This window comes from Nonomuraea sp. AD125B (genome assembly GCF_041402765.1).
GTDB lineage: Bacteria > Actinomycetota > Actinomycetes > Streptosporangiales > Streptosporangiaceae > Nonomuraea > Nonomuraea bangladeshensis.
The window spans coordinates 818,336-832,162 of the sequence record NZ_JBGLOU010000002.1; the positions used below are offsets into that span (position 1 = coordinate 818,336).

The 13,827-nt window shown below is 70.3% G+C and carries 14 protein-coding genes and 1 pseudogene; 8 read left to right on the forward strand and 7 right to left on the reverse strand.

The features are described 5' to 3' along the window. Positions 1 to 51 precede the first annotated feature (51 nt). Together ACBR40_RS08815 and ACBR40_RS08820 are read left to right on the forward strand one after the other, a co-directional pair. Positions 52 to 720, forward strand: a complete 669-nt coding sequence (locus tag ACBR40_RS08815) for a type 1 glutamine amidotransferase domain-containing protein (RefSeq protein ID WP_371248254.1) — start codon at positions 52 to 54, stop codon at positions 718 to 720. 304 nt (positions 721 to 1,024) lie between these two features. Continuing rightward, positions 1,025 to 1,483, forward strand: a pseudogene (locus ACBR40_RS08820) (transposase); the annotation flags it as partial. Between the two features lie 188 nt (positions 1,484 to 1,671). Here the strand turns inward: ACBR40_RS08820 and ACBR40_RS08825 are convergent. The 3 genes from ACBR40_RS08825 to ACBR40_RS08835 all read right to left on the reverse strand — a co-directional run bounded on the left by ACBR40_RS08825 (position 1,672) and on the right by ACBR40_RS08835 (position 3,211). After that, on the reverse strand, positions 1,672 to 2,472 hold the full coding sequence (locus ACBR40_RS08825) for a hypothetical protein (RefSeq protein WP_371248255.1): 801 nt from the start codon (positions 2,470 to 2,472) through the stop codon (positions 1,672 to 1,674). 75 nt (positions 2,473 to 2,547) lie between these two features. Continuing rightward, positions 2,548 to 2,802, reverse strand: a complete 255-nt coding sequence (locus ACBR40_RS08830; RefSeq protein ID WP_371248256.1) for a hypothetical protein — start codon at positions 2,800 to 2,802, stop codon at positions 2,548 to 2,550. Between the two features lie 91 nt (positions 2,803 to 2,893). Further along, entirely contained in the window at positions 2,894 to 3,211 is a 318-nt protein-coding gene (locus ACBR40_RS08835; protein WP_371248257.1) for a hypothetical protein, read from the reverse strand. A gap of 585 nt (positions 3,212 to 3,796) precedes the next feature. Between ACBR40_RS08835 and ACBR40_RS08840 the strand changes: the two genes are divergently transcribed. The 3 genes from ACBR40_RS08840 (at position 3,797) to ACBR40_RS08850 (ending at position 6,482) form a co-directional block, all read left to right on the forward strand. Then, a complete protein-coding gene (locus ACBR40_RS08840; RefSeq protein ID WP_371248258.1) occupies positions 3,797 to 4,582 on the forward strand; it encodes a phytanoyl-CoA dioxygenase family protein in 786 nt (261 codons plus the stop codon). A 61-nt stretch (positions 4,583 to 4,643) separates the two neighbouring features. After that, a complete protein-coding gene (locus ACBR40_RS08845) occupies positions 4,644 to 5,510 on the forward strand; it encodes a GyrI-like domain-containing protein (protein ID WP_371248259.1) in 867 nt (288 codons plus the stop codon). A gap of 114 nt (positions 5,511 to 5,624) precedes the next feature. Next, complete coding sequence (locus ACBR40_RS08850; protein WP_371248260.1) at positions 5,625 to 6,482, forward strand: hypothetical protein; 858 nt, start codon at positions 5,625 to 5,627, stop codon at positions 6,480 to 6,482. A gap of 35 nt (positions 6,483 to 6,517) precedes the next feature. Here ACBR40_RS08850 and ACBR40_RS08855 read toward each other — a convergent pair whose 3' ends face one another. After that, the gene (locus ACBR40_RS08855) at positions 6,518 to 7,717 is read right to left on the reverse strand and encodes an alpha/beta hydrolase family protein (RefSeq protein WP_371248261.1); all 1,200 of its coding nucleotides are present in this window, start codon (positions 7,715 to 7,717) and stop codon (positions 6,518 to 6,520) included. A 159-nt stretch (positions 7,718 to 7,876) separates the two neighbouring features. Between ACBR40_RS08855 and ACBR40_RS08860 the strand changes: the two genes are divergently transcribed. From ACBR40_RS08860 to ACBR40_RS08870, 3 genes are all read left to right on the forward strand, one after another. Then, entirely contained in the window at positions 7,877 to 8,377 is a 501-nt protein-coding gene (locus ACBR40_RS08860; protein ID WP_344207284.1) for a SigE family RNA polymerase sigma factor, read from the forward strand. After that, entirely contained in the window at positions 8,374 to 9,684 is a 1,311-nt protein-coding gene (locus ACBR40_RS08865) for a TolB family protein (protein WP_371248262.1), read from the forward strand. The genes ACBR40_RS08860 and ACBR40_RS08865 overlap by 4 nt, the downstream gene beginning before the upstream one ends. A 231-nt stretch (positions 9,685 to 9,915) precedes the next feature. Next, complete coding sequence (locus ACBR40_RS08870; RefSeq protein ID WP_371248263.1) at positions 9,916 to 11,133, forward strand: MFS transporter; 1,218 nt, start codon at positions 9,916 to 9,918, stop codon at positions 11,131 to 11,133. A 683-nt stretch (positions 11,134 to 11,816) separates the two neighbouring features. Here the strand turns inward: ACBR40_RS08870 and ACBR40_RS08875 are convergent. Genes ACBR40_RS08875 through ACBR40_RS08885 form a run of 3 tightly spaced genes read right to left on the reverse strand, consistent with a single transcriptional unit; the run spans position 11,817 to position 13,736 of the window. Beyond that, positions 11,817 to 12,227, reverse strand: a complete 411-nt coding sequence (locus tag ACBR40_RS08875) for a RidA family protein (RefSeq protein WP_344207281.1) — start codon at positions 12,225 to 12,227, stop codon at positions 11,817 to 11,819. Continuing rightward, complete coding sequence (locus ACBR40_RS08880) at positions 12,224 to 12,955, reverse strand: alpha/beta hydrolase (RefSeq protein WP_344207280.1); 732 nt, start codon at positions 12,953 to 12,955, stop codon at positions 12,224 to 12,226. The genes ACBR40_RS08875 and ACBR40_RS08880 overlap by 4 nt, the downstream gene beginning before the upstream one ends. Beyond that, positions 12,942 to 13,736, reverse strand: a complete 795-nt coding sequence (locus tag ACBR40_RS08885) for a class II aldolase/adducin family protein (protein ID WP_344207279.1) — start codon at positions 13,734 to 13,736, stop codon at positions 12,942 to 12,944. The genes ACBR40_RS08880 and ACBR40_RS08885 overlap by 14 nt, the downstream gene beginning before the upstream one ends. Positions 13,737 to 13,827 lie beyond the last annotated feature (91 nt).

The window sequence follows — 13,827 nt, forward strand, 5'->3', positions numbered from 1 at the left end:
GGCCGCGTTCGTTATTTGTTGCTGATGTCTCGGCGGAGGCATCCTGAACGCATGACGAAGCGTGTACTCATCGCCCTGACCAGCAACGACGACCTCGGCGGCGTGGAGAAGACCGGTTACTACGTGCCCGAGGCCGCCCACCCGTGGGAGATCTTCCGCAAGGCCGGCTTCGACGTGGACGTGGCCAGCGTCAAGGGCGGCGAGCCGCCCCAGGACGGCTACGACCCCGGCGACCCCGCCCAGGCCGCGTTCGTCGCCTCGCCCGAGCAGCGCGACACTGCCCGCCTGGCCGACGTGGACGCCTCCCGCTACGACGCCGTCCTGTACGCCGGCGGCCACGGCACCATGTGGGACTTCCCTGATGACCCCGACGTGCGGCGGATCGGGCGCGAGGTGTACGAGCGGGGCGGCGTCGTTGCGGCCGTCTGCCACGGCCCCTCGGCGCTGGTGAACCTGACGCTGTCCGACGGGTCGTACCTGGTGGCGGGCAAGCGGGTGGCGGCCTTCACCAACGCCGAGGAGGAGCTGCGCGGCGTGGCGGGCGTCGTGCCGTTCCTGCTGGCCGACGCGCTGACTACGCGCGGTGCGCGGCACGAGCCCGGCGAGAACTGGCAGGCGCAGGTCGTGGTGGACGGCCGCCTCGCCACCGGCCAGAACCCGGCCAGCGCCGCCCCCCTGGCCGAGCGGGTGGTCGAGCTGCTCGCCGACCAGCGGGCCTGAGGCGGGCAATCGCCTCCGGGATGGTGATTGCGCGCCAAGGGCGCGGGCCCAGAGCATCAAGGAGTAAGCCATGGGCCAGGTCCATTCCAGCCGTTCGGCCAATGGGGCCTGCCGGGCCGGGTTGGCGGTCAGGGCTGGCTAGCGCCCGCTCATCGGCCCGCCGCGCTTCCTCACGGCGACCCAGGGTTGCGTCCACGGGAGTGGTGTACGAGTTTGACCTGGTCACAGGCGTGGCGTCGTGAAATGAAGACGGCCATCGCATGATCCTTCGAGTAGCAAGATCAAGATCGAAGGAGATCAGGCGATGGCCGTAGACAACAGTGTGACGCCCGGGCACTGGCTGGCGCGGCAGATCGAGACCGACGACCCGGATCTGTTGCGATCCATGGTGAAGACCATGGCCGAAGCGTTGATGTCAGCTGAGGCCGACAGCCTGTGCGGAGCCGGTTATGGCGAGCGCAGCAGCGAACGGACCAACTCCCGCAACGGCTACCGCAGCCGCGAGTGGGACACCCGCACCGGAACGATCGAGCTGGCGATCCCGAGACTCCGGTCGGGCTCCTACTATCCGGACTGGCTGCTGGAGCGGCGCCGCCGGGCCGAGCAGGCGCTGATCAGCGTGGTCGCCACCAGCTACCTGCTCGGCGTCTCCACCCGCAGAGTTGACAAGCTCATCGAGCAGCTCGGCATCAAGAACATCTCCAAAAGCCAGGTCGGCCTGATGGCCAAGACGACGGGTCGTTCAGCTTCTCCGACACGCCCACCACGGTCGGCGAACACACGTACAACGTCACGTTGGTCGGCGGCTCGGCCGTCGAACCGACGAGGACCACCCACGTGGTCACCGTCCACCAGCCGCCCGCGTAACCTCCCGGCGCTTCGGGTGACGGCGACCCGACCCGCCGTCACCCACTCGTTCCCGTTGCGACGGGGTCGAGGCGACGGTCGGTGTCAGCCCAGAAGGCGCCAATCGCAGAAACCTTCGATGCACAGCTCGGTGGTCGTCTTGCGAGGGTCTGGCGCCTTGATCGATACTTTGTCGCCCCACCGGCTGTAGCGGGTGTCGACGTGCACGGTCTTGCCCACCAGTTCGTCGAGGCCGTCGGAGAACGTGAACATGCTCTGCACCCTGCCGACCAGGCCCGAGGAGGTCAGCGTGACGGTGTAGGTGAGCCTCGTGTCCGGATCCCAGCCGGCATGGGTCGAGTGCTCCGCCCAGCGGGAGGCCCGCTCGAGCTCCTTGAAGGTGATCGCGCCGGTGACGGTGTCCCCGCTCCGCTGCCCGTTCCTCAACAGGGCGGCCAGGGTCGCGGGCTCTGCTGGATTGACGAGTTGCTCGTCGTAGTCGAGCAACTCGGTGTGCCGGAGGTACAACTGGTGGGAGTCCTTCCACCAGGTCTTGCCCTTCTTCAGCCACTTCCCTACAAGACCGCCGGACTGGTAGCCGGTGCCGCCGATGTCGTGGTTGAAACCGATGACACGTTCGCGACCGTACTCACCCCCCGTGGTGGTGACGTCCAAGGACTTGACGCCACCCTTGGCGTCGAACTCGAAGATTCCCTTGCGCCGGCGTTCTGACCTTTCGTCAGTGCCCTCTAAGAGGGTGGTCGTCTCGGTGAAGTGCATACCGTGGCCGGGCACCAGAACGGCTTTCAGCGCCTGGACGGGATCCTTGGTCACTACTGCTTGCGCGGGAGCGGCGCCGGTCAGCAGAGCAGCACAGGCCAGCACAGTTGCGAGCATCTTTCTCATGGGCTTGATGCTGCCGCGATCGGATCACGCCCGAAACACGGAACAGATGCGACCCATCGAAAGATCGGACCGCGCTCAGCGCGATGAACGGTCCTGCACAGCTGCCTCGATCCGCAGGCCGACACCGGCCAAGACAGCGACCAGGAAGACGGCGAGCCAGGGAAGCGAAGGGAAGTCCGGATGCCAGAGCAGCTCGATCACTGCTCCGGCAAAACCTCCACCGATGCCCAACGATCCCAGCAGGCGTAGCGCGGCCACCGTATAGCGCAGTGCTGCCGCCTCCTCCGAGTCCTCGGGGGGCGCCTGCTGGGGGTTGTCCTGTCCGGCCATAGTCGTGAGCGTCTCACGCTGAGGTCAAGATCCGATAGCGGCAGCCGGGAAATGATCAAAGCAAATTGTGCCCGCCTGTGTGGCCAGATGATCAGCGTGGGCGGCTGAGTGCCACCTCGGCCAGGTCCGTCCATGCATCGACCGAGGAGTGCGGCACGACCACCCAGTCCTTCACCTCCCGGCCCTTCCCCGTGGGGTCGAACAGGGACGCCCCGGGCAACTGGAGCGCGGCCACGTGTTCGGGCGTGTCCCTGACCAGCCTGAACACCATCGCGCCGTCGCGCTGCAAACTCGCGAACACCTTCCCCGCCTGGTCTTTGAGCGCGGGACGCCCCATCATTCTGGACAGCTGCACACCCAGGTCGGCCAGCTCAGCGCCGACCTGCTTGAAATTCTCTTCCGCGCTCAACTGCGATCGTCCTTTCGATGGTGTGCTTCGCGTCATGCAGTGCGATCAACGCCGCGTAGGCGCCGGTGACTCGGCCGAGCCGTCTTAAGTGAGTTCGATGGGAATCCGCCTGCGATCATCGGGATCGGCCGTCCACCGGACACGGCCCGCGGCGATGAACTGGTCGATCAGACGGCGACGCCGGCAACGCGGGGCCGTGCCGGCTGGGTACCCTCAGCGTTTCCCTGTCGGGGTTCGGCTTGGTCATCGTGCGCATCATCTTAGAAGGAGCCGCACCCGGCCGGAATCCGGCGTGGCTCCTCAGGATTGACGGCGGCTCGCTGCCGGCCTTCATGGTTGCCCGGCCGATCGGCGGCGCCCACGGGTGCCCGCTGGCGGACTGGGCGCGCGACCGCCTCGGCCTGACCCTCAAGATCGCGTCCCGCTTCCGACGGCAGCGTTTGGTCGGCCTTGTCGGGGAAAGGGTTCGCCGGCCGCGATGGTGCGGGAGCGGCGGCCGGAGACCGTACGCCCATCCGCATACCCGACAAAAGCGGTAGCGAGGATGTCGGGCGATCCGGGCCGGTGCCGTCGCACGATGGGGGCATGGATGACACGACCTTGATCTCCCATTTCCTCCGCGACGGCTTCGTGAAATTGGAGGGTGCCGTCGCGCCGCGCGTGGCCGCCGACTGTGCGCGGCTGCTGTGGCGGGAGACGGGCTGCGACCCGGACGACCCGTCGACGTGGACGCAGCCCGTGCACTGGGTGGCCGGTATGGCGCAGGGACCGTTCGCGGCCGCACCCAATTCCCCGGCTCTGCATCATGCGTACGACCTGCTCGTCGGCGCGGGACGCTGGGAGCCGCGCTACTCACTGGGCACGTTCCCACTGCGCTTCCCCCACGAGGAGGAGCCGAACGACGCGGGCTGGCACATCGAAGGGAGCTATCTGCCGGAGGGCGAGAGCTGGTACTTCACGAATTTGCGCTCCCAGGGGCGGGCGCTGTTGATGCTGTTCCTGTTCAGCGAAGTCGGTGAGGCGGACGCCCCGACCCGGATCCGGGTCGGCTCACACCTCGACGTGCCGAAGGTGCTGGAGAAGTACGGGGAGGACGGGGCGAGCGGGCTGACCCTCGCACCCGATCTGGTGGCGGCGTCCGACCACCGGCCGCTCGCCCTCGCCACCGGGTCCCCGGGCGACGTTTTCCTGTGCCATCCGTTCCTGGTGCACGCTGCGCAGTCGCACCATGGGGTACGGCCGCGCTTCATGGCCCAGCCGCCGCTCCTGCCGGCCGCGCCGTACGAACTGGATCGGGCCGACGGCGCGTACTCACCGGTGGAGATTGCGATCCGCCAGGGGCTGGGACGGGACGGGGGCGGCGCTGGATAGAGGTGCTTGCCGACTATCGTCGGCAAGGCGGCCTTGAAGAGGCTGCGGACGGAGGGCACGCATGCTGGAGCGGCTGAACCAGGCCATGGAGCACATTGAGGGCCATCTCGACCAGGCCGTCGACGTGGCGGAGTTGGCACGCATCGCGGCCACCTCGGAGCAGCACCTGCGCCGGATGTTCTCCGCGCTGGCGGGCATGCCGCTCGCGGAGTACGTCCGGCGCCGCCGGCTCACCCTAGCGGGCGCCGAAGTCCTCGCGGGGCGTGAAACGCTGCTGGATATCGCGGTGCGGTACGGCTACGGCTCCGGTGAGGCTTTTGCGCGGGCGTTTCGTGCCATGCACGGCATCGGACCAGGCGAGGCCCGGCGTACCGGCGCCGCGCTCACCTCCCAGTCCCGAATGGCCTTCCGCCTCACCATCGAAGGGAGCAGCAGCATGCGGTACCGCGTCGTGGACAGGGCGGACTTCACCGTCGTCGGGTTCAAGGCCCGGGTACCGCTGGTGCACGCAGGCCCGAACCAGGCGATCATCGACTTTGTCCGTGGAATCGATCCACAGGCTCTGGAACGCCTGGAAAAGCTGTCGGATCAGGAACCGTACGGCATCGTCGCGGTATGCGACGACTTGGAACCCAGCCGCGCCGAGGGTAATGAGCTCGACTACCATCACGGCGTGATCACCTCCGCCGCCGCTCCGGAAGGCACGACCACGCTGGCCGTCCCGGCCGGCGCCTGGGCGGTCTTCACCACCTCCGGGCCCGCGCCACGGGCCATCCAGGAGCTCTGGCGGGACGTGTTCACCGAGTGGTTCCCGTCGAACCCGTACCGCACCCGCTCCGGCCCCGAGATCCTCCGTGTCCAGCTGTCGCCGGAGAAGACCGAGGCCGACGCCGAACTGTGGCTTCCGGTGGAGCCCGAGCACCGCTGAACACAGCGACCTACCCCCGGGGTAGACGTCGGGGCTGACCTTTCACACCGACCGCAACGTTTTGTCAGATCGAGGCTCGCCGCGTGGAGCCGGCAGGACGCGCGGCTCACGGCCTTGTACTCGATCGCCTTCCTGGCGGCCGTGGTGCTGGTCGCGACCTGGCTGTCCGGCATGAGCACGCTGCTGCTGCGCTGGTACGAGGGCGACTGGACCCGCCGCCCCTGGCGCCTCCTCGCCCGCGCGGGCCGCCACTGGCACACCCACGTCCATGCCGGGCTGCGGCCGGCGGAGCTGCCCGACTACCAGCGCCTCTACTCCGGCTACCCGTCCGACGTCGCGGAGATCATGCCGACCCGGCTCGGCAACATCCTCAAGAACGCCGTACTCCACCCCGAGGAGCGGTACGGCATCGACGCCGCGCTCGTCTGGCCGCGCCTGTACCCTCTGCTGCCCGCCGACCACCGGGCCACGCTCGCCGCCGTACGCGCCGACCTGGAGTTCTTCCTCACGATCTCCTTCCTGGCCGGCTTCTTCTCCACGGCCTCCGGCCTGTTCCTGCTCGCCACCGGCGCGCCGGCCGGGCTGTTCCTGCTGTGCCACACCGGAGGCGCGGCCGTCGCGCTGCTCAGTTACGCGTGCGCGCTCGGCCCGGCCCGCCTGTACGGCGAGCAGGTCAAGGTCACCTTCGACGTCTACCGCGGCGACCTGCTCGCGCACCTGGGTCACGAAGCCGGATCGGAGGACGAGGAGTGGGTGCTGTGGGAGGCGCTCGCCCAGCAGTGGTACCGGGGCGCGCCTGTCGCCGCCACCGTCCGGGCGGCCGCCGCCGTACGAGCCGCGCCCACGCCCCGACAGCCCGCGACGGTGACGGGCGGGCGGCGGGCGTGGCATCGGGTGCGTCTGCCGCTGAGCGGCTGGTTCCTGATCCTCGCCGTCCTGACGGGCGCTGCGGGCGCGTCGCTGCTGGCCTGAGGGGCGGCGTCCGGCCTGCCGGACGCCCGGGGGCATCACGGGTTCTGGAAGGACACTTCCGGGTCGGCGGCGGACGGGCCGTCCAGGAGGGGCTGCTGCTCGCCGTTGAGGTGCTGGTCGAAGAAGGCGCCCACGTACCCCGTGGTGATCTCGCCCGACCGCTTGCCCGACAGCGGCGCGGCAGGGTCGGTGATCCCGGCCTGCCCGCCCAGGATGGGCAGGTCGATGAAGGTGAAGTGGCCGGAGCCGGCCACGGTCAGCCAGCGCTTCCAGCCGTCCAGGCCTGACCAGTCCCGCGACCAGGTGGCGTCGGCGGCGCCGGGCGCGTGCTGGGCCTCGGTGCCGAGCATGAGGAACGGCCTCCCGCCGAGGCCGGCGGCCGGGACCGGGGCGAAGAACGAGCCGTCCAGGTTCACCCCGGCGCGGACCCGCCGGTCGGTGGCCATGACGCTCGCCGCGGCGTTGCCGCCGAGCGAGTGGCCGGCGGCGCCGACGCGGCGCGGGTCGATCGTCTGCCAGTGCTTCCAGACGGGTACGGATCGCGCGGAGCGCGTCAGCCGGTCGATGACGAAGGACAGATCAGCGGCCCGGTTCAGCGCCGCCTTGGCCATCAGCTCCTTCTCCGCCTCGTCGGAGGGGGCGCTCTCCACCGCCTCGCAGGCGACGCACGTCAGGGTCCGGCCGCCGGGGAACGTGGTCGCGAACGACTCGTAGGCGTGGTCCACGAGGGCGACGACGTACCCCTTGGAGGCGAGTTCTTCGGCGAGCGTGGTCAGGGTGGCGCGGTTCAGGGTGAATCCCGGGGAGAGCACCACCAGGGGGTGCCTGCCGCGGGCGGGGCGGGCGCCGAGGCGGGCGTTCGTGACGGTGCCGGCGAGCTGTTCGGCCTTGAAGACGGTGTCGAGTCTCTGTCCTTGGAGGAGGGCGCGAGCTTCGTCGACGGTCATGTACGGGGCGGCGCTCCCGCCGGCGCGAGCCGGATAGTACATCGACACCATCAGCTCGCGCGCGGCCGTGGGCACCCAGGGGTCGCGGCGGCCGGCGTCGACGAGGTGCAGGGTGTCGCGCCCGACCGCGTACCGGCCGGTGGGGTGCGGGATCGCGAAGCGCACGTCGGAGGGGGCCGTGGCGGAGGTCGTGGCGGAGGTCGCGGTGGAGGCGACGGCGGGCGACGCCGGCAGGGCCAGCGCCAGAGCGAGGAGGAGGGCTGCGGGGGTGCGTCGAGTTCTGATCATGCGCAGCACTGTAGGAATGACGGCACCCTGCCCGACATGCCCGAAAGACCGGCCCGCGCCCCTACTTTCGTCAGGTGCCGGAGAAGGCATGGACCGAGCGATGCAACATCTTCGTCCCTTCGGCCGTCTGGGACGTGACTGCCGAAGGGACTACGACAAGTGGATGACGAAGCCGGCTTCGACGACTTCGTGGCCGAGCAGACGGACGCGCTGCTCCGCTACGGATACGTCCTGACGGGAAACCCCCATGACGCCGCCGACCTGGTCCAGGAGGCTCTGGTACGGCTGTGCGGCGCCTGGTCGAGAGTGAGACGCAAGGACAGCCCGCACAGTTACGTCCGTACCACGATGGCGCGCCTGCACATCAGCGTCTGGCGGCGGCGCAGGCGTGAACACCTCGCGGGAGAGCCGCCGGACCGCATTCACCACGAGGTCTTCCCTCCCGACGAGGACCAGGGTCTCTGGGAAGAGCTCGCCGCGCTGCCCCGCAGGCAGCGTGCCGTGCTGGTGCTGCGCTACTACGAACAGCTCAGCGACGCCGAGATCGCCAAGGTGCTCGGCATCTCCTCAGGAACCGTGCGCAGCCAGGCCTTCCGGGGCCTGGACAAGCTGCGTTCCTCCCTCTCCTCCGCACCGGCGATCGACAGGAGCATGCGATGACCGAGCTGGAAGACAAGCTGAGCCACGTCTTCGCCGGTGCGGCGCAGCGGGCGCCGCAGGCGCCGGCCGGGCTGCTCGCGACGGTCAAGACGCGCCACCGCCGGCGGCGGGCCCGGACCGCCGCCGTGTACGCGGCCACGGCCGTGGTCCTGGTGGCCGGCGGAGGGGGCACGGCGGTGAGCGGCTTGGGCGCGTCGGCCGAGCCGCAGCCGGCGGTCAGCGCGACCGGCGAGGCCGAGCCGCCGGCGGACAAGATTCCGCCACGCGTCGAGAAGGTCTGGCCGCAGGCCGTACACAAGATCCCGGCCAAGCTGCCCGACGGCCGCACGTACTACCCGCAGCTGCTCCTCGACGATCGCACGCTGCTGGTCATGACGGGCGTGAACGACGGAAAGCGTCAGTTCCTGTGGAGCTACGACCTGGGCACCGGCCGGCCCAGGAAGATCGCCGAGATTCCCCCGACGAAGGGATCGGCGATCTTCGCCGACGGCGTCGCCGCCGGTGGCGGCAACATCGTCTGGTGGGCGTCCTACAAGGAGGCGGGCAGCCCGCGCGTCGCCCGGATCTGGACGGTGCCGGCCGCCGGCGGCCGGCCCCGGCCGGTGACCGACGTCCCCCTCGGGAACGTCATGAAGCAGGGGCACATCAACGGGCTGGCCGTGACGGGTTCGGACGTGGTCTTCGCCTACGAGAAGGGAGGGGTCTACCGGGTGCCGCTGAGCGGGGGCTCGCCGCAGCCGGTGAAGGGCGCCGAGCGGCACCACATCCTGCAGTGGCCGTGGGTGGGCGTTCACGACGGGAAGTCGACCTTCCGCGAGCTGCTCAACGTCGAGACCGGTGAGCGGCGCGACGCCGTGATCAAGGCCGATGAGGAGGTCAGGTGCGGCCTCGAACGGTGCGCGGGCGTGGCCGTGCGCTACAAGACCGTCAAGGTCGAGCGTCCCCGCGACCGCTCCGGCAAGGAGATCAAGTGCGGCACCCGCCGCTGCCCGGACACCGTACGGAACCGGACCACCCTGCGATGGTTCGTCCGCGACCGTGACGGCTCCCACGAGCGCGACCTGCCGATGACCTTCCAGGAAGGCGACGACGCCGGCCTGGAGCGCTTCTTCAAGGTCACGTTGAGGGGACCGGAAAACCACGGCATATTGACGCTCTACGACGCCGACACCGGCAGGTCCGCCGACCTCGGCGTACGGCCTGACGCGCAAGGACGGATGGCGATCCCCGACGGCGGCCTCGACCGGCTGATGACCTACCCGATCAAGGACGAGATGTACGTCTTGGACCTGGCCGCGATCCAGTAGCCCTGCGTTGCCCGCGGCCGTGTCCGTACAGGACCGGCCGCGCCTGCGCAGGGCGGCGGGCTCGAAGCTGTGCCGGGGTGCTCACGGCCTCCTCGGCCCTGACGACCGCACGGGCGCTGACGGTGCGCGAGTCATGGCGACGGTTGCGTCCGAAACATGCCAGCACCTCCTGCTTCCCCCCTGCTTGGCTGTGGTCCCTGTACGCCACCTGCACCTGCCTGAACGGGAACCATGTCCACCACCACGCTCGTACGACCCCGCCCGCCCCTCATCAACTGGCTCGCCGTCACCGCGCTCATGCTGGGCATCTTCGCCATCGTCACCAGCGAGATCCTGCCCATCGGCCTGCTGACCGCCATCGGCGCCGACTTCGGCATCTCCGACGGCATCACGGGGCTGACCATGGCCCTGCCCGGCATCGTCGCCGCGGTCGCCGCGCCCACCGTCACACTGACCACCGCGCGTCTGGACCGCCGCGTGATGCTGTGCGCCCTCATGGCGGTGCTCGCCGTGGCCGACGTGCTGGCGGCGGTGGCGACCTCCTACGGGGTCATGCTGATCTCCAGGGTGCTGGTCGGTCTCACCATCGGCGGCTTCTGGTCGATCGGGGCCGGGCTGGCCGGCCGCCTGATGCCGCCGCACGCCGTCGGCACCGCCACCGCCGTGATCTTCTCCGCCGTGCCACTGGGCTCCGTGCTCGGCGTACCGGCCGGCACCCTCATCGGCGACCTCGCCGGCTGGCGGACCGCCTTCCTGGTCCTGGCCGCGCTGGCCGTCCTCGTCCTGGCCGCCCTGCTGATGCTGCTGCCGCCGCTGCCCGCCCACCAGGTCACCACCCCTCGCGTCCTGCTCGACCTGCTACGCACCCGGGGCGCCGGCATCGCCCTGTCGGCCACCTTCCTCATCGTCCTGGCCCACTTCGGCACCTACACCTACGTCACGCCCTTCCTCCAGGACGTCACCGGCCTGCCTCCCGCGGCCGTCAGCGCCGTCCTGCTGGCGTACGGCATCGCCGGAATCGCCGGCAACTTCCTGGCGGGCAAGGCCACCGGCACCCGCCTGCGCGCCGCATTCGTGACCTGCGGCTGCCTGATCGCGGCCACCACCCTGCTGCTGCCCTCGGCAGGCGGCACCGCCATCGGGGCCGTGGTGCTGCTCGTGATCTGGGGCCTGGCCTACGGAGGCGTGCCCGTCTGCTCGCAGGCCTCGTTCCTCACCGCCGCCCCTCACGCGCCCGAAGCCGCCACGGTCGTCTTCACCTCCTCCTTCCAGGCGACCTTCGCCCTCGGCGCTTTCCTCGGCGGACGCGTCGTCGACGCCTTCTCGGTCTCCACCGTCATGATCTGCGGCGGGCTGACCGCCCTGCTCATGGCGGCATCCCTGTGGTCACTCACCAGATCCCGCCGAGCCGGCCTCCCGCAGCCGACAGGAGCGGCCCGGTTCGACTAACTTGGATCTTCGCACCTTTCGCTCTACGTCGCGGGGATCGTCCTCTTCCTCCTCGGGTTGATGATCTCCATCGCGCTGCACGAGGTCGGCCACCTGGTCCCGGCGCAGAGGCGAGACCGAGTACGGCGTCAAGTGGATCCCGTTCGGCGGCTACATCCGCGGGGTCGGCATGCTGCCGCCGCGTCGGCCTTCGAGGAGGCTGAGTGCAGAAATCAGCGGCAGGGAGTTGATCTTCGTACCGGTTCGGTGACGGCGCCCGTCCGGGCGGCGACCAAGCTCGGCTGGGCCGTGCAGTGGCGCGGCGGGCCAGGGCGAGCACGGTCTTCTTCAGCTTGGCGCAGGCGTCGATGACGCCTGCCGCGGCGCTGGCGGTCTGCACCCGAGCCGATCGCGCCGGGGCCGGGCGGCAGGTCGGAGTCGCCGTACTCCACGCGTACGGACGCAAGTGGCACGCCCATCTCGTCGGCGGCGATTCACCACGTCCAGACAGTCACAGCCACAGTAGGCCGGACAGGCCGTCTACCAGCGGCTTCTTTGACCACCTACCAGGATTTCCCCTGACCGTCAGAGCAGATCACAGGAACCCTGGAAGCCGCCGAACAGGGCCTCGCGGGCGAAGCTTGTGGAACGAGGATTGTCGCCATCCCCCCAGGGGCGGCCGCCCTCGGGAGGATGGACGGGGCTCAGGGGAGGAGAGCCGTGGCCTCGACCTCGATGAGCCAGCCGGGAAGGCCGAGGGCCTGGACGCCGAGGAGGGTGCTGGCGGCCAGCGGCCACGGGTCGCCGTACGCCTCCTGGGCGGCCCCGAAGATCACCGATACCAGCTCGGGGCGGTGGTCGACGACGTAGATGTTGTGCCGCACCAGGTCGGCGGGCTTGGCGCCGACGCCCTCCAGCGCCAGCCGGACGTTGCGGAACGCCTGCCGCGCCTGCGCCGCGTAGTCGCCCGGCCCGACCAGCTCGCCGGCGGCGTCGAGCGCGACCTGCCCGGCCACGTACGCCGTCCGCCCGGCCGGAGCGATCACCACCTGGGTGTACAGGCCCTGTACCGGCTGGCAGAGCGCGGGCGGGTCGACCCGCTCCAGGGCGGTCACGCGGCGGTCCCCGTTCCGGCGGGCACGTCGGCGAGCAGCAGTTCCGCCAGCTCGGCGGGTCGGCTCACCTGGGCGAAGTGGTGGGAGTCGAGCTCCGCGACCGGCCGGCCGAGCGCCCGGAACCGCGCGGCGGTGTCGGCGAACGCCTCGAAGCCCAGGCAGCGGACGAACATCGTGGGCAGGTCCGCGGGACACGCCGGTCCTGGCAAGGGCTCGCTGTGCGTGCGTATCGGCATCGCGGTGGAACGGGCGCGCAGCCACTCGGCGTCGTCCGGGTCGTCCACGCCCAGCGCGGCCGGGTCGAGCGGCTGGGCGAACTCCCCGTTCGGGGCCAGCTCGGCGAACACGCCGGGCAGCCACGGCACCAGGTCGAAGCAGGACTGCCCGGGCTCCGGAACGAAGGCGTCGAGGTAGACCAGCCCGGACACCCGTTCCGGCGCCCGGCCGGCCACCCCGGTGATCACCATGCCGCCGTAGCTGTGCCCCACCAGCGTGACCTGTCGCAGGTCGGAACGCTCCAGCTGGGCGAGCAGATCGTCGATGTGCGCGGCCAGGCCGATCGCCGCGCCGCGCGGGTGGCCGGCCCGCTCGGCGAGCCCGGGCAGCGTGGGCGCGAGCACCTCGTGCCCGGCCGCCACGAGCAGCGGGGACAGCCGGGACCAGATCCAGCCGCCGCTCCACGAGCCGTGGACCAGCACGTACGTCCGGCGCGGGTCAGTCGAGGACATCGGGCTCCTCCTCGAAGATCAGTGACGACAGGAGCTGGAAGTTGTTGCGGGCCATGTTGGCGCTGCCGAACTGGCGGTGCGCCACCTCGGCCTCCTCGTCGGTCATGACCCGCGGTGTGCCCGCGGCCTCGGCCAGCAGCTGCATCTCGCAGGCGCGGTTCATCGCGATGAACCACCAGGCGGCCTCCTCCACGGTCCGGCCGACCGTCAGCAGGCCGTGATGGCGCAGGATCGCGCCGCGCGCCTGACCCAGCCGGGCCGCGATCCGCTCGCCCTCGTCCCGTTCGAGCACCAGCCCGCGGTATTCGTCGAAGAGCACGTGGTCGCGCCAGAACGCGCACGACTCCTGCACGATCGGATCCAGCGGCCGGTCCATCGCCGCCCACGCCCGGCCGTGGATGGTATGCGCGTGCGCCACGGCCACCACGTCCGGGCGGGCGTCGTGGACGGAGGAGTGGATCCAGAACGCGGCCTTGTTGGTGCGCCGCGCGCCGTGCGCGATCCGGCCCCGCGCGTCGACGAGCAGCAGGTCGCTCACCTTGATCCGGGAGAAGTGTACGGAGTACGGGTTGACCCAGAAGTGGTCGGTCAGCTCCGGGTCGCGGGCGGTGATGTGGCCGGCCACGCCCTCGTCGTACCCGTACCTGGCGAAGATCCGGAACGCGGCGGCGAGCTGGCGCTTGCGGTGCAGCCGCTGCTCCTCGACCGGGGCGGACGCGTACGTGGGGGCCTCGTCGAGGTCGAGCTCGGGAGGCGGGCCGTCCTGGGTGGAGATCGTCATGGTGGGCTCCCTTCGGCGTGTGCCCAGGATGGGACGCGCCCGGCTGGTACGTCAACCTCTGAGGCAAGATAATTCGTCTCTCAGGCAAAGA